This window comes from Flavobacterium sp. 245 (genome assembly GCF_004362055.1).
GTDB lineage: Bacteria > Bacteroidota > Bacteroidia > Flavobacteriales > Flavobacteriaceae > Flavobacterium.
This window is the reverse complement of sequence record NZ_SNXB01000002.1, coordinates 569,966-596,082: the sequence shown is the minus strand read 5'-3', so window position 1 is coordinate 596,082 and position 26,117 is coordinate 569,966. Positions and strand designations below refer to the sequence as shown.

The window sequence follows — 26,117 nt, the reverse complement described above, 5'->3', positions numbered from 1 at the left end:
AATTCACTTCAGTTTTGATCTTCGGCTTTTATTTTTTTGACTTTCAAACTTTCGACTTTCAAACTTTAGACTTTATGACTTTCTAACTTTAAGACTTAAAAAAATGGGCGTACTAAGATTACAATTGCCAACCGACCCAAGATGGGTAAATATAGTTGAGAAAAACATTGAAGAAATCTTGACGGATCATGCTTGGTGCGAGCAAAAAGCAGCAACAAATGCGATTACAATTATTACAAACAATTCAGAACATCAGGATTTAGTTCAGGATTTATTGGCTTTAGCGAAAGAAGAAATTGATCATTTTGAGCAGGTTCACAATATCATCATCAAAAGAGGATTGAAATTAGGACGTGAGCGCAAAGATGATTACGTAAACGAACTATACCAATACATGAAGAAAAGCGGCGATGGAAGTCGTGTTTCTGGCTTAGTCGAGAGACTACTTTTCTCGGCCATGATCGAAGCTAGAAGCTGTGAACGTTTTAAAGTTTTGTCTGAAAATATTCAGGACGAAGAATTGGCTATTTTTTACAGGGAATTAATGGAAAGCGAAGCCGGACATTATACCACTTTCATTACTTACGCAAGAAAATACGGAGTTGGAATCGACGTTGAAAAACGCTGGAGAGAATGGCTTGCTTTTGAAGAATCTATTATAACCAATTACGGAAAAGGAGAGACTATTCACGGGTAGTCTTTTAGTGTTCAGTGTTAAGGTTTTTTTAGTGTTCAATCTCAGCGGCAGTTTTCAGTTTTTACGTTTGTCAGGCTGAGCGGAGTCGAAGCCCACGCAAAGTAAATCAAATGTTCAAAAATTACTTTTGATTAGCGCTTTCGCGAAAACGAATAAGTATTATAATTGTTTACAAGTTCAGCTTTTTGTTAATCTAAAATTTAAAATCAGCAATCTAAAATTCTTATATTTGAGAGTAACCAAAATCTCGAATTATGAGAATAGAAATGGACCTAAAACTAGGGTTTAAAGACGTAATGTTCAGACCAAAACGATCAACCCTCAAAAGCAGATCGGAAGTAAATCTAGAGCAAAATTATAAATTTTTGCACAGCACAGCATCTTGGACCGGAATTCCAATAATGGGTGCCAATATGGATACAGTTGGAACATTTGAAATGGCTCAGGTTTTGGCAAAAGAAAAGCTTTTTACTGCGATCCATAAACATTATACTGTAGAAGAATGGAATAATTTCTTAAAAAATGCAGCTACAGATTTCTACGATTATATTGCCTTAAGTACCGGAACTGGAAAAGAAGATTTTGATAAAATTGGTCAAATAATTACAGCAAATCCTTTACTGAAATTCATCTGCATTGATGTGGCAAACGGCTATTCAGAACATTTTGTACAATTTTTGAAAAAGACGCGAAAGCAATACCCAGATAAAATTATTATTGCAGGAAATGTAGTTACGGGAGAAATGACCGAAGAACTTTTGTTAGCTGGTGCTGACATAGTAAAAGTCGGAATTGGACCAGGCTCTGTATGTACAACTCGAGTAAAAACAGGTGTTGGTTATCCGCAATTGTCTGCTATTATTGAATGTGCCGATGCTGCTCACGGTTTAGGCGGACATATTATCAGCGATGGTGGGTGTACAACTCCCGGCGATGTTGCCAAAGCTTTTGGCGCTGGAGCTGATTTTGTAATGTTAGGCGGAATGCTAGCCGGACACACCGAAAGCGGAGGTGAACTAATTGAAGTAAAAGGTGAAAAATTTAAGCAATTTTACGGAATGAGTTCTAAAACTGCAATGGACAAACATGCTGGCGGTGTTGCAGAATATCGTGCTAGCGAAGGAAAGACAGTGCAAGTTCCATTTAAAGGAGATGTAATTCACACTGTTTTAGATATTTTAGGAGGCATTCGAAGCACTTGTACTTACGTAGGTGCTTCGAGATTAAAAGAATTAACAAAACGAACTACTTTCATCCGCGTAAGCGAACAAGAAAATCAAGTTTTTACAAAATAAATATGATTAAGATTACCGAAGCATTTGTTGAAGATATTGCTAAAATTCAAGAGATTGCAAACATAACATGGCCAATTACGTATGGCGAAATTTTAACTGCAGCGCAATTAGATTATATGTTGGATTTAATTTATTCTGATGAAGCTCTAACGAGACAAATTCAGAATAAAGAGCAATTGTTTTATCTAATTTCTGACTCTGAATCTACAATTGGCTTTATAGGAATAGAACACAATTATAAAAATGAAGCTATTACAAAAATTCATAAAATCTATCTTTTACCAGAAACACAAGGAAAAGGTTATGGCAAATTAGTTTTCGAATCAATTGAGAAATTGGCTTCAGCAAATAATTCAAGTGAACTTTTATTAAACGTAAACCGTTTTAATACAGCTTTAAATTTCTATAAAAAACTAGGTTTCGAAATTAAAGAAACAGTCGATATAGAAATTGGAAATGGGTATTTAATGGAGGATTATGTGATGGGAAAAAATATTTAAAAGTAATTTTAATCTTGTTAAAATAATTGTAAGTTTGCATTTTTAGTTTTTGATTTTGCAAATGAAAGAGATAGTAATCGGAATAATAATGAGCATTTTTACAGGTGTAATTTCATCTTATGTCTTTTTAATGTATTTCCTAAATCGAAAACGTGTCAAAATTGAGATTTCATCCTATATAAGTAAAGTTACTTTTGAAGGGCAAACTAATTATTTCTTTAAATTTGTTAATAGAACAAACTACGAAATATTTGATATTAGAGTTGAGCCTACTTTTTATAAACAAGTTGGAGGAGTTGGTGGATATTCAAGGAAAAGATATTCTGCTAAAGGATAATTTTATTTCTTATATTCCTTGTAAAAAGACAAATGACAATAATAGTCTGCATGCAATGAGGGTGAGGACTACTGAGGATATAGAAATGAATTGGAGCGATGATTCTTCGTATATTAGATTAACTGTCATTGCAAAGCATTCTCTATCTGGATTTACAGATATTTTTGTAAAAGATTTTTATTCTAAAGATGTTATTACAGCTAAGAAATTTAAATCAGGAGACGATTTAGGAGTTGCATAATATTTAACTATATAAAATTGTAAATTGTATTATAAATCTGTAATTTTGATTTATAAATTAATTTAAAAATTATTTATCATGAAAAGAGATGTAATTGTAGGATAGTATTTCAAAAAAAATATAGTAAAAGCCAGTTTTGTACTGGCTTTTTTAATTCAATTAACCCACAACCACATCATGCTTAAACAATAAGCCTTTCACTTCTTTCAAAGAAAAAACAGCCTTCTTAAGTTTCGTTTTAGATGGATCAATAGTATAATTATAACTCGTTTTAAAATCGGCTTTATTGGCGATGGCTTTGTCGAATTCTGATCGGTATAAATCGCAGTTGTCAAAAATAACATTCGTTAAATCCGTCGCCATAAAATCTACTGCAATTAAACTGCAGTTGGTAAACGGTGTTCCTTTGATTTTTAAAGTATAAAATTTGGAAAAATCTAGGATGCAATCATTAAAACGAACTTCAAAAATCAGTTTATCACACATTGCGAAATTCACTTCTTTAATTTCGCAATTATTAAAGGTTACGGTTCTAAAAGCCACATAGTTAATCTTGGCTTCGCTGAAAACACAATCGTTAAAAACACAATCAATAAAACTAACGGCTAAAAAAGTGCAGGCCGAAAAATTACAATTATTAAAAACACAACATTCAAAATCCTTAAAATTAAGGTCATCTTTGGCGTAAATAATTGTATTATATTCTTTATCAAGAAAATATTCGCTTTCCTTTTTCAACTTAGTTTTGATAATTGTTTAAGGCTGAAAAGGTAATAATTTGTGGCAAAATATTGGGATTAAATCATAAAACATTTTAAAAATCTATCCGCTTTCGTATAAAAATAATGTAGCTTTACGCTTATTTTTTTAGCTAAAAACATATCAATTTTATTATATGGAATCAACAAGAAAAGAGCATGATTTTTTAGGAGAATTAGAAATTCCGAACCATTTATACTACGGAATTCAGACTTTTAGAGCGGTAGAAAACTTTAATATTACCGGAATTCCAATCTCAAAAGAACCTTTGTTTATCAAAGCTTTAGGATATGTAAAAAAAGCGGCCGCTTTAGCGAACAAAGATTGTAATGCAATCGATTCAAAAATCGCCGAAGCGATTTGCTATGGAAGCGATCAGGTTATTTCGGGTAAATTTGATAAAGAATTTGTTAGTGACTTAATTCAAGGCGGCGCAGGAACTTCTGTAAATATGAATGCCAATGAAGTAATTGCAAACATCGGACTTGAATATCTTGGACATAAAAAAGGAGAGTACAATTTTCTTCATCCAAACAATCATGTAAACTGTTCGCAGTCTACAAACGATGCTTATCCATCGGCATTTAGAATCGCTTTGTATTTAAAAATGGAAAGCTTTATTAAAACTTTAGCAGGTTTAGAAGTTGCTTTTGCTAAAAAAGGCGAGGAGTTTAAAGAAGTTTTAAAAATGGGAAGAACACAGCTTCAAGATGCTGTTCCGATGACTTTAGGACAGGAATTTAAAGCTTATGCCACGACAATTGGAGAAGATATTCAGCGCTTAAAAAATGCTCAGGAATTATTATTGGAAATCAATATGGGTGCAACAGCTATTGGAACAAAAGTAAATGCACCAGAAGGTTATCCTGAAATTTGTGTGGCTTATTTAGCGAAGGAAGTTGGAATTCCATTGACGCTTTCACCTGATTTAATAGAGGCAACGGTTGATACAGGTGCTTACGTTCAAATTATGGGAACTTTAAAACGTTCTGCGGTTAAAATTTCAAAAATCTGCAACGATTTGCGTTTGTTGAGTTCAGGCCCGAGAACAGGTCTAAACGAAATCAATCTTCCGGCTCGCCAGCCAGGTTCGTCAATCATGCCAGGAAAAGTAAATCCTGTAATTCCAGAAGTAGTAAATCAGACTTGTTTTTATGTAATTGGCCAGGATTTAACGGTGACTATGGCAGCAGAAGCAGGACAATTGCAGCTTAATGTAATGGAACCCGTTATTGCTTTTGCCATGTTTACTTCACTGGATTATCTTTCAAATGCCATTCAGACTTTAATAGATAAATGCATAAACGGAATCACAGCAAATGTTGACCATTGCTATAATATGGTAATGAACAGCATCGGAATCGTGACACAGTTGAATCCAATTATTGGTTACGAAGAAAGCGCGAGTATTGCCGGTGAAGCTTTGAAAACAAACAAAAGTGTACATCAAATTGCCGTTTTAGAAAGAAAGCTGATTACTCAGGAAAAATGGGATGAAATCTATTCATTAGAAAATTTGATCCATCCAAAATTTATCACAAAATAGATTTTCTATAAAAAATATAATAGCAAGCCGTCCTTTTATAGACGGCTTTTTTTATTTTAATTTTATTGAGGTGTAAGTTTAAAATGCTGAAAATAAGCTGTATATTTACCTATGGATTGATTATTGTTTCAAAAAATTAAAACTTTCAGATGGTAAAATTTTTAAAAAATAATTATTTTCAGAATAGATTTAAAATCTTATGGTTGCTCTTTTTTATTCAATTTACTTTGAGCGCTCAAACAGAAATCGACAGTTCTAAAATTTGTCCTCCTAAAACAATATTAGAAATCTTCAAAAAAAAGGATTCTGTTTATGTTGTAAAACCCATAAAAAACAGTTTTTTCTTAATTATTCCGGCAATCGGTTCTCAACCTGCTACAGGTTTCTTTTATGGCGCTGTCGCGCAATATACTTTTAAAGGAAAAGAAAAAGCAGATAAATATTCTATCGCGAATGTGGGGATAACCTATACTACAAAAAAACAATGGCTTGTAAACATAAAAAACAATATTCTGCTGAAAAACAATAGGATATTTTTGAGTGGTGATTATCGTATATACATATTTTCGCAGCCAAATTATGGTTTAGGAACAAATATTATTCCGCCACGACGCAATCAAGAGGCGGGCTTTAGTATTGATTCTATTGCTGAACCTATGGATTACAATTATTTTAAATTTCATCAGTCGGTTTCTTTTCAGGTTCATCCAAACTTTTATGTAGGTGGCGGTGTCAATATCGATTGGTATTCCAGTATTGTTGATAAAGATCTTGATGTTGCAAATGGAAAATTCACTTATCACTATAATTACAATCAGAAATATGGATTCAATGAAAAAGAATATTTTTTAAATGGCGTTAGCCTCAATTTGGTTTACGATTCTAGAGATAATCAAGTGAATGCAACGCACGGATGGTTTGCTAATATAAATTATCGTTTTAATCCAGAAATATTTGATAATCAAGAAGTAAGTAATATTTTGTATGCTGAATACCGAAATTTTATTCCGGTTTCAAAAAAAGATAAAAGATATATTTTAGCACTTTGGACTTATGGACAATTTGTTACGAAAGGAAAAGTTCCCTATTTAAATTTGCCTGCAATTGGCTGGGACCAGCGTAGCCGAAGCGGGGAGGGGTATACGCAAGGATTATTTAGAGGAACAAATTTAGTTTATCTTGCAACCGAATTCAGATTTCCAATTACGTGCAACCAAATGTTCAGCGGAACGGTTTTTACAAACTTCGTAACAACAAGTAATCCGGACACTAATACAAAGCTTTTTCAATACGTTCAGCCAGCTTTTGGTTTTGGACTTCGTGTTTTAATCGACAAAGCAACAAGAACAAATCTTATAGCAGATTACGCTTGGGGGAATAATTCAAAAGGTTTTTACTTAAATGCAGGCGAAACTTTCTAATATTTTCAAGCGTTTATCTAGTACCGAAAAAAAAATATTGTTCATAATTAAATCATAATTTTTATCTATTCTGATTTATATTTTTAATGTCAATCCTTATTTTTGTTGTATATCCAAATTTAAATGAAGTTACTAATAGTCGAAGACGAACCAAATCTTTTGTCCATTTTGCGTAAAGGATTTGCTGAAAACAACAACGAAGTAAGTGTGGCACTCGATGGCAAAACAGCTATTGAAATGATCAACAATTACCATTTCGATGTTGTAGTTTTAGATGTAATGCTTCCGGATATCAACGGAATCGAAATTTGCAGAAGACTTCGTGCCAGCAAAAACTTCGTACCAATTTTGCTTTTAACAGCATTAGGTACTTCAGAAAATATTGTGACAGGATTAAATGCTGGTGCAGATGATTATTTGGTCAAGCCTTTCAAATTTGGTGAACTCGATGCGAGAGTAAACGCTTTGAATAGGAGAGCAAATCAGGATAATGAAAAAATTGATAAAATTATAATTGGCGATTTAGAAATAGACGGGAAAGCCAAAGCAGTAAAGAGAGATGGAGAACCAATTGTTTTAACGGCTAAAGAGTTTAAATTACTCTATTATTTAGCAAGGAATGCTGGCAGAATCGTTTCCCGTGACCAAATTCTGGACAATGTCTGGGATATTAATTTTGATATGAACACGAATGTTGTCGATGTTTATATCAATTATTTGCGAAAGAAAATTGACAAACCTTATAAAACCAAACTTATTCATACTATGAAAGGTCTGGGTTATGTTATACAGCTATAAAATGGATATAAGAAAAAGAATTACGTTCACTTATGTAGCTTTATCGACTTTTAGTACATTATTGTTATGTATTATTGTTTTCGTTTTATTTAGAGAAAACAACCGTTATCATTTTTTAAAAAGGCTAGAAGACCGTGCTAAAATCGTGGCTTCAATTCATTTTCAAAAAGATCCCGAAAAAATAAAATACTACAGCAACCTTAAAAAAAATGGACTGGAAGAACTTATTGAAGAAGAAGAATATGTTCTTAAAATAAACAGCGCCAACAGTTTTGATTATAATACAAAACTGAATTTGCCCAACGAGTTTTATTCCAATATTCTAAGTACAGGAAAAGATTATTTTGAAGTAAATAGTAAATATTATTTAGGCCAGGTTTTTACCGAAAGCAATCAAAAATACATTGTTATTGTTGGCGCAAGAGATCGAAGAGGAAAAACAACAAGTATATACATTATAAAAATATTGCTTTTTGGTGGCATCGGATTCGTACTTTTAGCTTTCTTTTTAGGCCGTTTTTTAGCAAAACGTGTTATTGACCCTGTCGCGAGAATTACAAAAGAAGTGAACCGAATTAGTGCATCAAATCTTCATAACAGATTGCCAGATGTTAAAAACTCAGATGAAATTTCAGATCTTACACATACTTTCAATGATATGTTAGATCGATTGGAAACGTCTTTTGAAATTCAAGCCAATTTTATTAATAACGCTTCGCACGAATTAAAAACGCCTATTACAACCATAATAGCAGAGTCGGAAATTATGCTTTTAAAAGAGCGTCAGGTTTCTGAATATATCGAATCTTTGCAGAATATATATGGTCAGGCGTCAAGATTAGGAAACCTAACCGAAAGTCTGCTGAAATTGACTCAAACAGGCTACGACGGAAAAAAACAGGTTTTGGATATTGCCAGAATTGATGAATTATTAATGGATGTAAAATCTGATTTGGATAAAATTTATCCGGACAATCGTGTGAGCATCAAACTTAATTTTGCACCAAAAGATTCTAATTTGCTTTTAATTCCGTGCAATAAACCGCTTTTAGAATTGGCAATCAACAACATTATTACCAACGGAGTAAAATACTCCGATAATAATGAGGTGTTTGTAACGCTTTCTGCCAATAAGGAATCGATTAAAATAGCCATTAATGATATTGGAATAGGAATTCCTCCAGAGGATATTCCGCATTTATATGAACCTTTTTTCAGAGGGAAAATTGCAACTAAATATATTGGTTATGGTTTAGGGCTTCCGCTGGCTTCTAAAATCATCCGCATGCACGATGGAGAAATTCAAGTGCAATCAGAGCAAAATAAAGGAACAATCGTTACTATTATTTTCAACAAATCAAACATCAAAAAAAATAACATTAGAAATTCTAATGTTGAATCTTAGAAAATTCTAATTTTATATTAAGACCCGTCTAATTTACAGGGAGTTATTTTGTACGTATAAACTAAACGATTATACTTATGAAAAATATCCTTATACCCACTACTTTAAAAGATGATACAATTTGCGCAGTAAAAGCGGCAGTTAATCAAGCTAAAGATTCGGCTTGTGAAATTATTTTGTTAATGGCGGCCGAGACTCCAGATTCGTTTTCTTCTTCTTTTTATTTGCGTGAAATGAAAACAGGGCTTACAATAAGTCAGGAAGAAGTTCTAGAAACTTGCCGATATATTGTAGAACATACGCCAAACTGCAAAATCAAAGTACACAATCAATACGGACTTTCATCTCCAATTTTTAAACGTGTCATTGATCATTTTTCTGTTAAACTGGTTATCCTTACAAATTCGTATAAAAACGAAACCAAACGTATTTATCAATATTTAATTCAATTGGCAGGAAATCAAAAATGTCCAATACTCCATTTAGGAAATGAGAATTTAAAAGAAGATTTCACAAAAGCACTTTATATTGAAAATGGCAGAGCCAATATGCATGTTAAAGATGTACAACAATTTTTGAATGAGAATTTTTCATATGAGATTGTAAGCCAGACTTCTAAAATTGATGATGATTACGACAATCTGGCTCCGTATTTATCTGAAGCAATTTCTAAATATGACATTGATTTATTAGTGGAAACTCGAAAAGGAGAGAAGATCAAATTCAAAAAAAATAAAAAAGAAAGTATCAATGAAAAACTAGGAATTCCGGTTCTTTCATTGTACGAAGAGATGGCGTAAAAGAAAGTGCTTAGTTCTTGGTGATTAGTTCTTAGTTCTTAGTTCTTAGTTCTTAGTTCTTAGTTCTTAGTGATTAGTGCTTAGTCCTTAGTGATTAGTCCTTAGTTCTTAGTTCTTGGTGATTAGTTCTTAGTTCTTAGTTCTTAGTGATTAGTTCTTAGTTCTTAGTTCTTAGTTCTTAGTGATTAGTTCTTAGTTCTTAGTTCTTAGTGATTAGTTCTTAGTTCTTAATTCTTAATTCTTAGTTCTTAGTGATTAGTTCTTAGTTCTTAATGATTAGTACTTAGTTAGAACTGATTAGTGGATAGTGATAAAACATGACTTTTAAGATTATTTATTCAAATAAAAAAACTAGTCACTAAGGACTAATCACTAAGAACTTAAAAAATAATAATTTAATTAAAACCGAAAATATGTTATTAAAGAAAAGAATACCAATGAAGTACGTTCTCGGGAAAATTAAAGTAGAAATTGTACTTGTATTAGCTTACACGATTTTATTTGAGATTTTTCATTACTATTTTATCAATTTGCCCGTAGATATTCCTATTGCAATTCCAACAATGATTGGAACGATTATATCACTATTGTTGGCTTTTAAGTCCAATCAAGCTTATGACAGATGGTGGGAAGCTCGAATTGTTTGGGGAGCTATTGTAAACGATTCCAGAACATTGATCCGTCAGGTTTTGACATTTTATAAAGATCCAGATTTTTCTGTTGAAGCAAGTGAATTCAAAGAAAATTTTGCTAAAAGACAAATTGCATGGTGTTATAGTTTAGGTCAGGCGCTTAGAAATAAAGATGCCATAAAACCGCTTGAAGGTTTGATGAGTGATGAAGAAATCAGATACATTAAAAATCATCAGAACATTCCAAATGCGATTTTAATGCTGCATGGACGAGATTTAAGAAATGCTAAAAACGACAAGCGATTCAATAAATACCAGCAAGTCGAAATTGATAATACATTATCAAGATTATGCGACGGAATGGGTAAATGCGAAAGAATTAAAAATACCATTTTCCCAACAACTTATAGCATGTATATTAGATTAACGCTGTGTTTGTTTATTATGTTATTGCCTTTTGGATTAACAAGCGTGTTAAGCTGGTTTGCAATTCCGCTGATTACAGCAATCGGTGCCGCTTTCTTTTTAATTGAAAGAATGGCAATTCATTTGCAGGATCCGTTTGAAAACAGGCCTACAGATACGCCAGTTACTGCAATTGCAAATACGATTGAAAAAAATATTAAGCAAATGCTGAACGAATACCAAAGTGAATTTGATATTCTGAAAGAATTTGATTTAAATGAAGAACCTAAGAAGGCAGAAAAAGATGCCTACTACGTTTTATAAAAATAATTGACTTGGTTTCTCAATTTGTTGCCAGGCAGCGCTTTAATTAGTGGCGCTGTCTGGTTTTTTTTGTGATTAAAAAAAATAATTTCACAGTTTTGTCATTCTTCGGAATTGACAAACTATATGCTAAGTTTAGCCAATCTTCCCAAAGTCTGAATAGCAGTTCTCAATTCATTTGTCCAAGGAAGACCAAAACTCAGACGCATACAATTTGAAAATTGATCCTGAAAAGAGAAAATTCTTCCCGGCGCAATACTGATATTATGTTTCATAGCCAAATGATAAAATGCGGCAGTATCAATTTTTTTATCCAATTCAACCCAAAGAAAAAATCCGCCTTGAGGCTGGCTTACTTTTGTTCCTGCCGGAAAAGATTCCAAAACGGTATTGATGTAATTATTACAATTCTGATTTAAAATCTGGCGAATTTTTCGAAGATGATTCTCATAACGGCCGTTTTTCAAGAAATCCCCAACTACTTCATGTGTAATTGTAGTAGCTGAAATAGTGTGATACAATTTGGTACGCAGTATTTCTTTTTTAAATTTCCCCGGAGAAACCCATCCAACTCGATAACCGGGCGCCAAACTTTTAGAAACCGAACTGCAGCAAAGCACAATACCACTTTCGTCATAGGTTTTGCAGTTTGTTGGACGGCTTGCGCCAAAGTACAAATCGCCGTGAATGTCATCTTCAATTAGCGGAACATTATAAAAATCCATTAAACGTACAACTTCCTTTTTATGTTCGTTTGGCATCATACTTCCAGACGGATTGCTGAAGTTGCTCATCAAAACACAAGCTTTTACTTTATTGGTTTTAAGCCTTTTTTTAACCGCTTCTAATTCAATCCCTGTCGTCATATTTGTTGGAAGTTCCATAACATATAAACCTAAAGATCTTGCCAACTGCAGAATGCCAAAATATACCGGACTTTCAGTAATTATAGTATCTCCCGGTTTTGTCAAAGTCAGTAAACAATCAGAAATTGCAGAAATACATCCTGGAGTTGTAATAATATCTTCTTCTGTCAATGAACCGCCCCAAGTAAAAGACCAACGCGCGATTTCTTTTCGTAAGTTGCTGTTACCTTGAATTTCCTCATAACTTGTACCGCTATTAGGCAATTGACGCATAGCTTGAACCATTCCTTTGTTCAATTTAGCGATAGGAAGAAGCTCATTTGACGGAAAACCAAGTGAAAGCATTGTAACATCTTTCACTCTCATATCGCCGTAAACCAAATCAACCAAATCTTCGCGGTCAATATTTTCAACTTTCAAAATTGGCGTACTTGCTGATGGCTCAGCAATAACTCTTGCCGAAATATTACTTACATAATAACCAGACTGCGGACGCGATTCGATAAGCGATCTGCTCTCCACTTCATAATAGGCTTTGCTTACAGTACTCATGCTATAACCTGTTTCGGCGCAGACTTCTCTTATCGACGGCAATTTGTCACCAACGTTTAAAAGTCCAGATTTTATCTGCTTTTCAATAACATCGGCAAACTGTAAATACAAGTAATTGGAATTTTTCATAAAAAAAAAACTGTTATGGTGCAATTTACAAAAACTGTATCTGTATTGCTGTTTTATTTTTAAGAAATTTGTCTCAGTTAAAAGAAGAAATCAAAATCATGAATACTACAAAATATTATACTGCTGCCATTACCGCTTATACTGTGTGGGGATTTTTCAGTTTGGTTTTGAGACCAATTCATGATTATCAATCTATCGACATATTATTTTTCAGAGTTTTCAGCTGCAGTATTTTGATGCTTCTGATTGCTTTTCTTTTTAGAAGAAGTAAAATCAAAGAAACTGTGGGGGTTTTTAAAGCATTGTCTTCTTCTGAAAAGAAAAAAGCAATTCTGCTGAACATTGGCGGCAGCTTTTTTTTAATGGCGAACTGGTTTACTTTTATTTATGTAATGAATCATGTGAGCGTTAAAGCTACTTCATTGGCTTATTTGGTTTGCCCAATTTTAACGACTTTGCTTGCTTATTTTTTATTGAAAGAAAAGCTAGCCAAAACACAATGGCTTGCTGTTGGTTTAAGTATTCTAGGTTGTGTATTATTGTCTTATGCTGATATTATGGATATGTTTTTCAGCATCATCATCGGACTTACATATGCTTCTTATTTGGTGAGTCAGCGCATCAATAAGGGGTTTGATAAATTTATTGTGCTTACGTTTCATATTACCTTGGCAGCATTAGTTTTATTGCCTTTTTATCCTGCATACAGCGGACCAGTGCCAACAGAATTTAAATTTTATTTCTGTATTGAAACAATAGCTATAGCGTTTACTATTATTCCGCTTTTTCTGAATTTATATGCACTTTCAGGACTTCCTTCATCAACTGTGGGAATGCTTTTAAACATAAACCCTATGATTGCTTTTATGCTTGCCGCATTTGTTTTTAACGAAAAGATCAGCACTTTGCAGATTGCAGCGTACAGCATAATTTTTATAGCGGTGTTAGTTTTTAATTCACATCATATTTTTGCATTAAAACAAAAATATATCCTGTCATCTAAAGATTCTCAATAAAGTAATGTTACATTTTTTATTGGTTTAGAAAGTAAAATTACGAGAATCTTAACAGGGTTTTAAAACAGGAATGATTATTTTTCATTCCTGTTTTTTTTATGCAGTAAATTGATTTTTATAGCCACAGATTTCACAGATTAAAAGGATTATTGTTGCGCATAAAAAATAGCCACGAATTACACAAATTTTCACAAATTTCTTTTTTTATTAAGCACATGCTTTAAATAAATCTAATTCGTGAAAATTTGTGCAATTCGTGGCTGAAAAAAAATCCTTTTAATCTGTGTAATCAGTGGCAGAAAACTATTAAAAACCGAATCCTATTTATATGAAAAATACCAAACTTCAAGCCTTTAGTCCATTGTTTTATTTAGTGTGGTCAGATGATCTGCTGACACAAAAAGAGTTTATTACTTTGAAAGAGTTTATCAATTCGTTGTCAGCATTAACTTCAGACGAAAAAGAGTTTCTTCTTTCAAAAGTTGATATATCAAATCCGCCTTCGCGAAATGAACTCACACAATGGAAATTGGATATTGAAAAAAGTATTCAGGATAAATCATCTATTAAATCCATTTTTGATATTGCTCTGGCACTTTCCGGAAAAGATCTTGACATTTCGGTTTTAGAATCAGATTTCAAAAAACTGGAAAATGATCTTGGAATTTTAGGAGAAGAAGCCCTTCAAAACTTCAAAACAAAAGCCGATTCGTTTACTGCAAATTCGCAAACTACAAGCAATTTTGATATTCAGAAAATAACGGAATTTCTGGACGGAAAAGAAGCGCCAATCATCAAAAGAGTAAAATCAATTATTTCTCGACCTGAATTTGCTTATGAAACTTCAACAGATATTACTGTTTTTCGTCAAACGGTTTACAATTGGTGTAAAATTCTGGCCGAAGAAAATTTAGGTAATATGGCCTATCCGAAGGAATATGGCGGAGGAGGCAACGTAGAAGATTATTTTGCAATTATGGAAACGCTAAGTTATCATGATTTGAGTCTGGTTATAAAATTCGGCGTTCAATTCGGGCTTTGGGGAATGAGCGTTCAGTCTCTCGGAACCGAAAAACATTATGCCAAATACTTAAAAGATATTGGTTCACTTAAACTTCCGGGCTGTTTTGCTATGACCGAAACGCATCATGGATCAAATGTAAAAGGTTTAGAAACGACTGCAACATACAATCATAGCGATCAGACTTTTACGATTCATACGCCAAATAAAAATGCACAAAAAGAATATATCGGAAACGCTGCAGTCCACGGGCAAATGGCAACTGTTTTTGCTAAATTAATTATAGACGATCATGATTATGGCGTAAATGCTTTTGTTGTACCATTGCGAGATGCAAACGGGAATGCTGTAAATGGTGTTACCATCGGTGATTGTGGCCATAAAATGGGGTTAAACGGCGTTGATAACGGAACAATCAGTTTTGATAATGTGGTGATTCCAAAAGAAAATATGTTAGACCGATTTGCATCTGTAAATGAAAATGGAGAATTCGAAAGTCCTATTCCGAGTGACAATCGCCGATTTTTCACGATGTTGGGAACTTTGGTAGGGGGAAGAATCGGAATTCCGAGATCAGCTTTGGCGGCAGCCAAATCAGGATTAACAATTGCCATTCGCTATAGCGATCAAAGAAGACAATTTGGGCCAGAAGGCGGATCAGAAGTTCCGATTTTAAATTACAGAATGCATCAGCGAAGATTATTGCCGAATTTAGCCAAAACATACGCAGTTCATTTTGCACTTCAATATCTTACCAATAGATTTTTGAATAGAACCGAAGCTGAAATGCAGGAAATTGAAGCTTTGGCGGCCGGATTAAAATCGTATTCAACTTGGAGTACAAGAGATATTCTACAGGAATGTCGTGAAGCATGCGGCGGAAAAGGATATTTATCTGAAAACCGAATCGACGCTTTAAAAAATGACACTGAAATTTACACCACTTTTGAAGGCGATAATACTGTTTTAATGCAATTAGTTGCTAAAAATCGTTTGTCTGAATTCAGAAAATCTTTTGGAGAAATGGGTTCTCTCGGAATCATTAATTATGTTTATGAAAATGCGAAAACAGCTTTGTCAGAGAAAAATCCAATTGCAACCAGACGAACCGAGGAGGAACATTTGCTGGACAGCGAATTTCATCTGCAAGCTTTTGTACACAGGGAAAAAACAATACTAGCATCAGCTGCAAGACGTATCAAGAAATTAGTTGACGGAGGATTAGAAGCTTACGATGCCTTTAATGTCGTGCAGCATCAAATGATTGATGTGGCGCAGGCGTATTTAGAACGTATTGTTTTAGAGCAGTTTCAAGAAGCTTTGAAAGCAATTTCAGATGAAAATTCAAAACAAATATTGACCAAATTGTATCAGTTATTTGCGCTTTCGCAGATGGAAAAAAACAGAGCTTGGTACCTTGAAGATGGTTATATGGAAGCGGTTAAAACAAAAGCAATCCGTAAAATAGTAAATCAATTATGCTGGGATATTCGACCAGACGCTGTGGCTTTGGTAAACGCTTTCGATATTCCAGAAAGTTGTCTTTCGGCGCCAATTGCAACATTGTAATTTTTTTTGCCACGAATTACACAAATTTCCGCGAATTATAATTATTTAAGATAGCGTAGAAATTAGTGAAAATTCGTGTAATTCGGGGCGAATAAAAAAAACTTAGAACCTTACCATCTTAGAACCTTAGTATCTCATTATATTTGCTTTTCTAAAAACTATCTACCACCAAATTGAAAAACCTTTTACTGTTTTGTGCTTTATTACTTAGTTTTCCAACATTTGCGTTGGATAGCGAAGATATTATTTTGGATAAATTAAATGATGCGTTAAAAAATAAACAGCATTATGTAAAGCTTAAAGAAGAACGAATTTTAAACTTCAAGAAAATAAAATCAGAAAGTTTAAGTCCTGAACAGGAATACAATTACAATAAGACTTTATATTTAGAATATCAGAAATTCAATTCGGATTCGGCTATTCGTTATGTCAAAAAGAATATCAAAATTGGCGAACAGCTTAAGAATAAGGAACTTTTAAATCTTGCACAGCTGGAATTGGTTACACTTTATTCTTCTTCAGGAAAATACCGCGAATCTGAAGCTATTTTAAAGAGCATCAACAAAAATAAACTGGCTTTGAGCTTACTGCCAAATTATTACATTGCATACCGTGAATTTTTTGAACATTATGCTGCAAATAGCTACAATGAAGAATACCGCCAGCAAATTGGAAAATATCGTGATTCGCTTTTGTTGGTTTTAAAACCAAATACTTTAGATTATCAAATTACTAAGCTTACGCAGGATATTTTCCACAAAAAGTATGACAATACGCAAAAAAAGCTAGAAAATTTACTTAAAACCACGACTGAAGATAATCCGCAATATGCTATTATTACCTATCTCTTAGGGAAAATTTATGAAGCAACTCATAATCTAGAACTTCGCAAAAAATATTATGCGCTTTCGGCCACATCAGATCTTAAAAATGCCAATAAAGACAATGCTTCTCTTCAAGAATTAGCTTCTGTTTTTTATGAAATTGGAGATGTCGATATGGCGTATAAACTCACACAATCAGCAATTGAAGATGCGCTTTATTGTAATATTCAGTTCAGAACGCTTTTAATGTCAGAGGTTTATTCGATTATCAATACCGTTTATTTGGAAAGAGAAGCAAAGCGAAAAACGGAATTACAGATTTATTTGCTCTGCATTAGTTTACTGTCGGTGTTTTTAATTGCTGCAATAATTTATGTTTACAAACAAATGAAAAAGGTTTCTAGAATTCGTGGAGAACTATATGAAACCAGTCAGAAGCTAGCCGAATTAAATAAAGATATTACCGAAACCAATGAACAGCTGCAGGAAAGAAATTCGCAATTATCTGAATCTAATCATGTTAAAGAAGAATATATTGCCCATTTTTTCAGTCTTTGTTCCACTTACATCAATAAATTAGAGAACTATCGAATTATTTTAAATAAAAAAGCGGCCGCCAAACAATTTGATGAGATTTATAAAATTCTAAAATCCACAACTTTAGTTGATAATGAATTGGAAGAATTATATAAAAACTTCGATATTATATTTTTGAATTTATATCCAACCTTCGTAAAGGATTTTAATGCATTGCTTATTCCAGAAGAGCAAATCGTTTTAAAACAAGGAGAATTATTGAATACCGAGCTGCGAATTTTTGCTTTGATCCGACTTGGAATTACAGACAGTGTTAAGATTGCGGCTTTTCTTAGATATTCATTAAGCACAATTTACAATTACAGAACCAGGGCTCGAAATAAAGCTGCCGTTTCGAGAAATGATTTTGAAGAAATGGTAATGAAAATTGGTTCAATGGCCTTGAAATCATAAAGAAATATTTTAGAATCACTACTTTTTTTACTATATTTTTTTTGTTATTTAATTGTATATCAGTTGTTTGATTTTTTAATTCACTACTTTTTTCCGTTTAAAAATGTAACATGTACGATAACGTTTTAGTTTTACAATATTATTAAAAGGTACAAATGACTACTAGATGTATCTTTATTAAAATTGAATGCTAAATAATTAATAGTTATGTTTAAAAACGTTAAAACAATCGTTGTTTTAGTTTTATTGAGTTCATTCGGATTGAATGCACAAAATAAAGTTCCGGTTTATCTTGATGATAAAAAGCCAATTAATGAGCGTGTAGAAGATGCGCTTAAAAGAATGACAACCGACGAGAAAATTGCCATGATTCATGCGCAGTCTAAATTTAGTTCTCCAGGTGTAAAACGTCTTGGAATTCCTGAAAACTGGATGACAGACGGGCCACACGGAATTCGTACAGAAGTAAAATGGGATGAGTGGGATCAAGCAGGATGGACAAATGATTCTTGTATTGCTTTCCCGGCACTTACTGCACTTTCTGCAACTTGGAACAAAGAATTGGCTTCTTTATATGGTAAATCTATTGGAGAGGAAGCGCGTTTTCGTAATAAAAATGTACTATTAGGGCCTGGTGTAAACATTTACAGAAGCCCATTAAACGGAAGAAACTTCGAATATATGGGAGAAGACCCGTTTTTAACTTCAAAAATGGTTGTCCCTTATATTAAAGGAGTTCAATCAAATGGTGTTGCGGCTTGTGTGAAGCACTTCGCTTTAAATAATCAAGAAACAAACCGAAATACTGTAAACGTTGTAGTTGATGACCGTGCTTTGTATGAAATCTATCTTCCTGCTTTTAAAGCTGCAGTGCAAGATGGTGATGCATGGGCAATTATGGGATCTTACAATAAATACAAAGGACAGCAATGTTGCCATAACGAGTATTTGCTTAATGATATTCTTCGTAAAGAATGGGGTTTTAAAGGAGTTGTAGTTTCAGATTGGGGTGGTGTTCATGATACAAAACAAGCCATTTATAATGGTTTAGATATGGAATTTGGTTCTTGGACTAATGGACTTTCTTGGGGAACAAGCAATGCTTATGATAATTATTATTTAGCAAAACCTTATTCTGAAATGATTAGAAAAGGTGAAATTGGAACTAAAGAATTAGATGAAAAAGTGCGTCGTATTCTTCGTTTGGCTTTCTTGACAACAATGGACAGAAATCGCCCTTTTGGATCATTTGGAACTCAAGAACATGCTGACGCTGGCCGTAAAATTGCTGAAGAAGGAATTGTGTTATTGCAAAACAACAACAATATTCTGCCAATCAATCTTTCTAAAACTAAGAAAATTGCGGTTATTGGAGAAAATGCAATCAAAATGATGACAGTAGGAGGAGGAAGTTCTTCTCTTAAAGCGAGATACGAAATTACACCTCTTGAGGGATTAAAAAAGAGAATTGGCAATCAGGCTGAAATTGTGTACGCCCGTGGTTACGTTGGAGATCCAACAAGCAACTATAACGGAGTTGTGGCTAAAGTTAGTTTAGAAGAAAAACGTTCTCCTGCTGAATTGACTGCTGAGGCTGTAAAAGTAGCAAAAGATGCTGATATTGTTCTTTTCATCGGAGGATTGAATAAAAGCCCAAATCAAGATGATGAAGGACACGATCGTAAAGGATTGGAACTTTCTTATGGACAGAATGAATTAATCAGCCAATTAGCGAAAGTGAATAAAAACATTGTTTTCATCAATATTTCAGGAAATGCTGTGGCAATGCCTTGGATGAAAGAAGTTCCGGGAGTTGTTCAGGGATGGTTTTTAGGAACTGAGGCAGGAAATGCTTTGGCAAATGTTTTGGTTGGCGATGTGAATCCGTCAGGAAAATTGACTTTTACTTTCCCAGTAAAATTAGCAGATAATGGAGCACACGCTTTAGGTCAGTTTCCTGGAGGCGATGAAGTTGTTTATAATGAAGGAATTTTTGTTGGATACCGTTGGGCAGACAAACAAAAAATCAAACCATTATTCTCTTTTGGACATGGATTAAGCTATACAACTTTTGCTTACGGAAAAGTTACCGCAGATAAAAAGCAAATGGGAGCCGGAGATCAAATTACTTTCTCAGTTACAGTAAAAAATACAGGAAGCCGTGATGGAGCAGAAACGGTACAGCTTTATATCAGCGATTTAAAATCTTCGTTACCTCGCCCGATAAAAGAATTGAAAGGTTTTGAGAAAGTTTCATTAAAAGCAGGAGAAGAAAAAACAGTAACTTTTACAGTTGATAAAACAGCTTTAAGTTTCTTTGATGATAAAAAACACGACTGGGTTGCTGAGCCAGGAGCTTTTGAAGCTTTAATTGGAGCATCTTCAACAGATATTAAATCTAAAGTGGGCTTCTCACTTCAATAATTTCATTATTTCTAAATTGGTTGGTTGTAAAGCTGCAAGTGTAAAAATTTGCAGCTTTGCTTTTGTGAATTTGACCATTTAGATGTTTTTCACCATTAAGATATTAAGTTAATTAAGCTTTGAACTTAATATCTTGAATGTGTTCAAAGAAAAAATAAGCTGTGACTTAATGATTCTTAATATCTTAATGGTGAAAATAAAAAACACTTTATTGTTTAAATTATTTATGATGAAAAATATTCTATTTATTGCTTTCACCTTATTTGTTGCGCAAAATCTATCGGCACAAAGTTTAAATAAAATGCAATGGTTTAATGAACCTGAAAAATGGGAAATTAAAAATAATGCATTGATTATGAATGTAACCGCCAACAGTGACTATTGGCGAATTTCGCATTACGGTTTTACGGTAGACGATGCGCCCTTTTACTACGCAACTTATGGTGGCGAGTTTGAGGCGAAAGTAAAAATTACAGGAAATTATATCGCTCGTTTTGACCAAATGGGATTGATGATTCGTGTAGACGAAAAAAACTACATTAAAACCGGAGTAGAATTTGTCGATGGAAAGTTCAATATAAGCACCGTAGTAACGCACGAAAAAAGCGATTGGAGCGTCACAACTTTGGAAAAAGCACCGCCATTTATCTGGATAAAAGCTATAAGGAGATTAGATGCTATTGAAGTTTTTTATTCTTTTGATGATAAAAACTACATCATGACCAGAAATGCGCCGTTACAAGATAATACACCAGTTATGGTAGGCTTAATGGCTGCTTCGCCAGATGGAAATGGTTTTGAAGCTAAATTCGAAAATTTCACTGTAAAACATCTTCCAGATCAAAGAAGATTGGAATGGCTGAAAAACCATCAATAATTGTGAATTGTAATTATCAATTAAATTAACCATTAACAATTTATAATTAACCATTATATGACCGATATAAAATCAAAAAAGCATTACGAAATTCTAGACGGTTTGCGTGGCGTTGCAGCTATTTTAGTTGTTACGTTTCACATTTTTGAAACCTTTAATGGCGGAAACCGTTTTAAACAAATTATCAATCACGGTTATTTAGCCGTAGATTTCTTTTTTCTTTTATCCGGATTTGTTGTGGCTTATGCGTATGACGACCGTTGGGGAAAAATGACACAATGGGAATTTTACAAACGCCGATTAATTCGTTTACAGCCCATGGTAGTTATGGGAATGATTATTGGCGCCATATTTTATTACTTTCAAGCTTCAGATATAGTATTTCCTCAGATTGCAGGAATGGAGGTTTGGAAAGTAATTGTAACAATGGTAATAGGTTTTACTTTGTTGCCAATTCCGCCTTCATTAGAAATTAGAGGCTGGGGCGAAATGCATCCTTTAGATGGTCCGGCATGGTCACTTTTTTTCGAATATATTGCGAATATCTTGTACGCCTTGTTTTTTCGCAAATTTTCTAATAAAGTACTGTCAGTTTTCGTACTGATATTTGCCGGACTGTTAATTAATTATACTGTTTTTGGTCCAAAAGGTGATGTAATAGGAGGGTGGTCATTAAATTTGGAGCAAATGAATATTGGATTTACTCGCTTGTTATATCCATTTTTCGCAGGAGTTTTACTTTGTCGTTTAGGAAAATTGATTCACTTAAAAGGCGCTTTCTGGATTTGCAGTATTTTGATAACCATTGTTTTGGCATTGCCAAGATTTGGAGATGAAAACTCTTTATGGATGAATGGTTTGTATGAGTCTTTCTGTATAATTTTAGTTTTCCCGCTGATAGTTGCCATAGGCGCAGGCGGACAGATAAAAAGTGCTTTTTCGGCTAAAATTTGCAAGCTTTTAGGCGATATTTCATATCCAATCTACATCACTCATTATCCTCTAATTTACTGGTATACAGCGTGGGTTGTAAATAACAAAGTTTCTCTTGAAGAGGGATTACTTCCTGGAATTGCACTTCTAGTAGCAAGTATCGTTTTAGCTTTTGTATGTTTAAGATTATATGATGAACCGGTTAGAAATTGGCTTCAGAATAAATTTCAGAAAAAGTTTCTAAGGTTCTAAGATACTAAGTCTCTAAGGGAAAAACTTAGCATCATAGCAACTCTGTTACTTTGTGTCTTTACATAAAAATATTGAATTTCTAATTTTGTTAGTTATTAGCTATTCAAAAAAAGGGATGAAACCATAATGTTTCATCCCTTTTTGTATTTAAAGTTATTCTAAGAATCTGTATAAAATAGAGAATAGAAAAACTTAGAATCTCAGCATCTTAGTATCTTAGAAACTTAAAGATTACTCCAAAACCAAAGCTCCTAAAGCTTCTTTACTGAAACCTTTTAATTCTGATGTTTTTCCGGCTTTAATTTTTGCAACCCAATTTGGATCAGATAAAAGAGGTCTTCCAACGGCAACTAAATCAAAATCACCTCTGTCGAAACGTCTGTTTAATTCTTCTAGAGAAGTTGGCTCAGAACTTTCTCCAGCAAAAGCACCAAAGAAATCACTAGAAAGTCCAACAGAACCCACAGTAATTGTTGGAGCTCCGGTAACTTTTTTAGCCCATCCGGCAAAATTTAAATCAGAACCTTCAAACTCAGGTTCCCAGAATCTGCGTTGTGAAGCATGTACAATATCAACTCCGGCATCAACAAGAGGAGTAAGCCAAGCTTCTAATTCCTGCGGATTTTTAGCCAGTTTATAATTGTAATCAGAAGGTTTGAATTGAGAAAAACGCATGATAACAGCAAAATCATTCCCAACTTGTTTTCTGATTTCTTTCACCACTTCAATCGCAAAACGGTTACGTTCTGGCAATGTTTTTCCACCATAAATATCTTCACGTAAGTTTGTTTCGGCTCTAAAAAATTGGTCAATCAAATAACCGTGTGCACCGTGAATTTCGATAGTATCAAAACCTAATCTTTTAGCATCGGCCGCCGCTTTACCAAAAGCAAGAATTGTTTCTTCAATATCTTTTTCGGTCATGGCAACACCATTTCTAAAATCAGGACGATTTAATCCAGACGGCCCTTCAAATGGAACCGGAGGAACCCATCCAGAATGGTGGTTGTCCATAATTCCCATATGCCAGATCTGCGGGCCCATTTTTCCGCCAGCAGCATGAACTTCATCAATTACTTTTTTCCATCCGTTTAGAGAAGCTTCGCCGTAAAAATGCGGCACATTAGCATCATTTGATGATGAAGGTCTCTCAATTACAGTTCCTTCAGATAATATTAAACCAACTTCGCCTTCGGCTCTTTTTTGGTAGTAAGCCGCTACTTCGTCAGTTGGAACTCCATTTGGAGAAAAAGAGCGCGTCATTGGCGCCATTACGATTCGGTTTTTCAGGTTTAACGATTTTAAGTTAAACGGAGAAAACAGGTTGTTTGTACTCATAGTAATTTTACAAATTTGATTGAATTAATTTACTGAGTGCTTCAAAGGCACCTTCGTTGCGTTTATAATAAGTCCATTGCCCAACGCGTTTAGCCTCGATGAAACCAGCGCGCTGCAAAATAGACAAGTATTCAGATACTGTAGATTGAGTTAGTCCGGCTTTGGCTTGAATTTGTCCCACGCAAACACCGTGTTCAAATCCGCCATGTTCCAGCTGACCGGGAAAGTTAATTTCGGGTTCTTTCAGCCACTCCAGCATTTGCAGTCTGGATTTGTTTGAAAGGGCTTTAAAAATTTCTATATTTTCCATGATGCAAATATATCGACTTTTCCCGATATATCAATTTAAAGAAAAATATTTAGGATTTTTTTATGATGGAGTAGATGAAATATGAATGATTTTAATAAAGAAAATTTATATTTGTTGATGTATTAAAAACAGCCCCAAAACAAAATAAACTTAATCAATTATGAAAAAAACAGTACTTATTCTAGGCTTCTTATTTTGTGTAATAACCAGTTCTAAAGCACAAGTAGTAGGGGTTGATGTTGGCGATATTGCTCCTGAAATTGAACTTCCAGATACAAAGGGAAATGTTGTGTCGCTTTCCTCATTTAGAGGTTCTTTGGTTTTAGTTGATTTTTGGGCGTCTTGGTGCGGACCATGTATCAAAGAACAGCCAGCTTTATTAAAACTGCATAATGCTTATCCTGATAAATTATCGATTTACAGTGTTTCGATGGATACAAAAAAGCCTTTATGGACTGCAGCAATTGCAAAGGGAAAATTGCCTTGGACACAGGTAAGTGACTTAAAATACTGGAGTTCACCAGTTGTAAGTGCCTATATGCTGCAATCTGTTCCTTTGAATTTTCTAATTGACAAAAACGGAATTATTTTGGCTAAAAATATTCACGGAAAAGCTTTAGAAGATATGGTAAAAAGTATTTTAGAATAAGTTTTGCTTGTTTCAGGTTTTAACTGAAAGAGGTACAAAGGTTTCGCGAAGTACGCTGGTTTTCATGTGTTTTGCGTTCATCGCGTAAATCTTAGCGTGCCTTGAGGTTGAGTCATCAAAGCTTGAAACCTGAAAAATTCTAACTTATTAATACATTCAATGGAATCAAAATTAAATATCGCTGAATTCCGTACTAGATTAAACAATAATACAGAATTTAGCGCTCCAAAAGTACTTTCCAAACAGGTTAGAATCTTTCCTATATCTGGTCCTATAAAGCCTTTTTATGGTTTTTTTGATGATAAAAGCTTTATTTTGACTAGTAATTCGGCAAAGTCAGACACCAATTTTATTGTAAAAGGAAACTACAAGGACAACAATAATAAGCTCAAAGTTGATTATAGTATTGAATCAAGCAATAAATTTCAGGAATTTTGGACAAGATATTCTCCCATAATCCTAATTGTGGCAATTAATATATTCTTTCTCTTTTTTGCACGCGGGTTAAGGCGTGCGTCTACAATTGTAAATTTGTTTTTACTTTTTATCGCTTTCTATTCAAGATGGAATGAAGAGCGAAAGAAAAAAAAATTAGAACAAAAGTTTGTCAAAATTTTTGAAATTAAATCCTAATTGTAAAATAATCAATTCATTCTATCCGCAAGATTTCGTACACCGCCAAAATTATTTTTTAATAGTTCTCTGATTTGAAATTGTGTTTTGTTTCGGGTGAAATTCTGCCATTCATTAAAATCAAAAATATGAATTTCTTTGGCATTCGGATTGGTAACAAATGAAAGCCTGGCAATTGAATATTTGTAATATTTCAATTGGTGCGATATATGGCGGTCGGGAACGACGATTAGAATCGTTTCCCATTCTAGGAAATTTTTTGGTACATCTGCTCTTTCAGTTAAACCTAAAGCTTCAAAAAAGGCAATGATCTTTTGATCATTAAGTTTGTCAATTTTTTGATCAACGCGTTTAATGGTGCTAATAAGTTTATTTTCGTCTTTAATAACACTCATGGTAATCTCTGTTTTTTTAATTTTTACATAAAATTACATCAAATCAAAATCATTTCAGAAACTATAGCCAATAGAATGATTCTAAATTTTGTTAGTCATTTTTTACGGGGTATAAAAGGATAATAGTTTATGTTTTTGATAAAATACTATTAAAATTAATGGCTTCAAAAGTCTAATTT

At 33.6% G+C, this 26,117-nt stretch carries 24 protein-coding genes; 19 read left to right on the top strand and 5 right to left on the bottom strand.

Features of this window, described 5'->3' with window-relative positions:
• The first annotated feature begins 103 nt into the window (after positions 1–103).
• The 5 genes from EV145_RS05870 to EV145_RS05850 all read left to right on the top strand — a co-directional run bounded on the left by EV145_RS05870 (position 104) and on the right by EV145_RS05850 (position 3,070).
• Entirely contained in the window at positions 104–697 is a 594-nt protein-coding gene (locus EV145_RS05870) for a tRNA-(ms[2]io[6]A)-hydroxylase (protein WP_133524283.1), read from the top strand.
• A gap of 254 nt (positions 698–951) precedes the next feature.
• Entirely contained in the window at positions 952–1,992 is a 1,041-nt protein-coding gene (locus EV145_RS05865) for a GMP reductase (RefSeq protein WP_133524282.1), read from the top strand.
• A 2-nt stretch (positions 1,993–1,994) separates the two neighbouring features.
• Positions 1,995–2,492: a GNAT family N-acetyltransferase gene (locus EV145_RS05860; RefSeq protein ID WP_133524281.1), complete on the top strand. Its 498-nt coding sequence runs from the start codon at positions 1,995–1,997 to the stop codon at positions 2,490–2,492.
• 88 nt (positions 2,493–2,580) lie between these two features.
• Positions 2,581–2,829: a hypothetical protein gene (locus EV145_RS05855; protein WP_133524280.1), complete on the top strand. Its 249-nt coding sequence runs from the start codon at positions 2,581–2,583 to the stop codon at positions 2,827–2,829.
• Between the two features lie 55 nt (positions 2,830–2,884).
• The gene (locus EV145_RS05850) at positions 2,885–3,070 is read left to right on the top strand and encodes a hypothetical protein (RefSeq protein ID WP_133524279.1); all 186 of its coding nucleotides are present in this window, start codon (positions 2,885–2,887) and stop codon (positions 3,068–3,070) included.
• A 159-nt stretch (positions 3,071–3,229) separates the two neighbouring features.
• Here the strand turns inward: EV145_RS05850 and EV145_RS05845 are convergent, their stop codons facing one another.
• Entirely contained in the window at positions 3,230–3,808 is a 579-nt protein-coding gene (locus EV145_RS05845; protein ID WP_133524278.1) for a pentapeptide repeat-containing protein, read from the bottom strand.
• 157 nt (positions 3,809–3,965) lie between these two features.
• Between EV145_RS05845 and aspA the strand changes: the two genes are divergently transcribed.
• The 6 genes from aspA to EV145_RS05815 all read left to right on the top strand — a co-directional run bounded on the left by aspA (position 3,966) and on the right by EV145_RS05815 (position 11,160).
• Positions 3,966–5,375, top strand: a complete 1,410-nt coding sequence (gene aspA, locus EV145_RS05840) for an aspartate ammonia-lyase (protein ID WP_133524277.1) — start codon at positions 3,966–3,968, stop codon at positions 5,373–5,375.
• A gap of 149 nt (positions 5,376–5,524) precedes the next feature.
• Positions 5,525–6,796 (top strand): BamA/TamA family outer membrane protein, encoded by a 1,272-nt coding sequence (locus EV145_RS05835; RefSeq protein ID WP_133524276.1) that lies wholly within the window; start codon positions 5,525–5,527, stop codon positions 6,794–6,796.
• 123 nt (positions 6,797–6,919) lie between these two features.
• Entirely contained in the window at positions 6,920–7,594 is a 675-nt protein-coding gene (locus EV145_RS05830) for a response regulator transcription factor (protein ID WP_133524275.1), read from the top strand.
• A gap of 1 nt (position 7,595) precedes the next feature.
• On the top strand, positions 7,596–8,999 hold the full coding sequence (locus tag EV145_RS05825) for a sensor histidine kinase (protein WP_133524274.1): 1,404 nt from the start codon (positions 7,596–7,598) through the stop codon (positions 8,997–8,999).
• A gap of 77 nt (positions 9,000–9,076) precedes the next feature.
• On the top strand, positions 9,077–9,799 hold the full coding sequence (locus tag EV145_RS05820; protein WP_133524273.1) for a hypothetical protein: 723 nt from the start codon (positions 9,077–9,079) through the stop codon (positions 9,797–9,799).
• Between the two features lie 413 nt (positions 9,800–10,212).
• Positions 10,213–11,160 (top strand): bestrophin family protein, encoded by a 948-nt coding sequence (locus EV145_RS05815; RefSeq protein ID WP_133524272.1) that lies wholly within the window; start codon positions 10,213–10,215, stop codon positions 11,158–11,160.
• 122 nt (positions 11,161–11,282) lie between these two features.
• On the opposite strand, the gene EV145_RS05810 is transcribed toward EV145_RS05815, so the two are convergent.
• Positions 11,283–12,707, bottom strand: a complete 1,425-nt coding sequence (locus EV145_RS05810) for a PLP-dependent aminotransferase family protein (RefSeq protein WP_133524271.1) — start codon at positions 12,705–12,707, stop codon at positions 11,283–11,285.
• 98 nt (positions 12,708–12,805) lie between these two features.
• Between EV145_RS05810 and EV145_RS05805 the strand changes: the two genes are divergently transcribed.
• The 6 genes from EV145_RS05805 (at position 12,806) to EV145_RS05780 (ending at position 22,613) form a co-directional block, all read left to right on the top strand.
• Positions 12,806–13,723 carry an EamA family transporter gene (locus EV145_RS05805; protein ID WP_133524270.1) on the top strand — a complete coding sequence of 306 codons (918 nt, stop codon included), beginning with the start codon at positions 12,806–12,808 and terminating at the stop codon, positions 13,721–13,723.
• Positions 13,724–14,051: 328 nt separating this feature from the next.
• On the top strand, positions 14,052–16,313 hold the full coding sequence (locus tag EV145_RS05800) for an acyl-CoA dehydrogenase (protein ID WP_133524269.1): 2,262 nt from the start codon (positions 14,052–14,054) through the stop codon (positions 16,311–16,313).
• Positions 16,314–16,486: 173 nt separating this feature from the next.
• Entirely contained in the window at positions 16,487–18,127 is a 1,641-nt protein-coding gene (locus EV145_RS05795; RefSeq protein ID WP_133524268.1) for a DUF6377 domain-containing protein, read from the top strand.
• Between the two features lie 207 nt (positions 18,128–18,334).
• Entirely contained in the window at positions 18,335–20,551 is a 2,217-nt protein-coding gene (locus EV145_RS05790) for a glycoside hydrolase family 3 C-terminal domain-containing protein (protein ID WP_133524267.1), read from the top strand.
• 229 nt (positions 20,552–20,780) lie between these two features.
• The gene (locus EV145_RS05785) at positions 20,781–21,428 is read left to right on the top strand and encodes a DUF1349 domain-containing protein (protein ID WP_133524337.1); all 648 of its coding nucleotides are present in this window, start codon (positions 20,781–20,783) and stop codon (positions 21,426–21,428) included.
• 57 nt (positions 21,429–21,485) lie between these two features.
• On the top strand, positions 21,486–22,613 hold the full coding sequence (locus tag EV145_RS05780; RefSeq protein ID WP_133524266.1) for an acyltransferase family protein: 1,128 nt from the start codon (positions 21,486–21,488) through the stop codon (positions 22,611–22,613).
• 231 nt (positions 22,614–22,844) lie between these two features.
• On the opposite strand, the gene EV145_RS05775 is transcribed toward EV145_RS05780, so the two are convergent.
• On the bottom strand, positions 22,845–23,951 hold the full coding sequence (locus EV145_RS05775) for an NADH:flavin oxidoreductase (RefSeq protein ID WP_133524265.1): 1,107 nt from the start codon (positions 23,949–23,951) through the stop codon (positions 22,845–22,847).
• Between the two features lie 7 nt (positions 23,952–23,958).
• The gene (locus EV145_RS05770; RefSeq protein ID WP_012025367.1) at positions 23,959–24,261 is read right to left on the bottom strand and encodes an ArsR/SmtB family transcription factor; all 303 of its coding nucleotides are present in this window, start codon (positions 24,259–24,261) and stop codon (positions 23,959–23,961) included.
• 160 nt (positions 24,262–24,421) lie between these two features.
• Between EV145_RS05770 and EV145_RS05765 the strand changes: the two genes are divergently transcribed.
• Together EV145_RS05765 and EV145_RS05760 are read left to right on the top strand one after the other, a co-directional pair.
• On the top strand, positions 24,422–24,910 hold the full coding sequence (locus tag EV145_RS05765) for a TlpA family protein disulfide reductase (protein ID WP_133524264.1): 489 nt from the start codon (positions 24,422–24,424) through the stop codon (positions 24,908–24,910).
• 159 nt (positions 24,911–25,069) lie between these two features.
• Positions 25,070–25,543: a hypothetical protein gene (locus tag EV145_RS05760; RefSeq protein ID WP_133524263.1), complete on the top strand. Its 474-nt coding sequence runs from the start codon at positions 25,070–25,072 to the stop codon at positions 25,541–25,543.
• A gap of 11 nt (positions 25,544–25,554) precedes the next feature.
• Here the strand turns inward: EV145_RS05760 and EV145_RS05755 are convergent, their stop codons facing one another.
• Entirely contained in the window at positions 25,555–25,938 is a 384-nt protein-coding gene (locus EV145_RS05755; RefSeq protein ID WP_133524262.1) for a hypothetical protein, read from the bottom strand.
• Positions 25,939–26,117 lie beyond the last annotated feature (179 nt).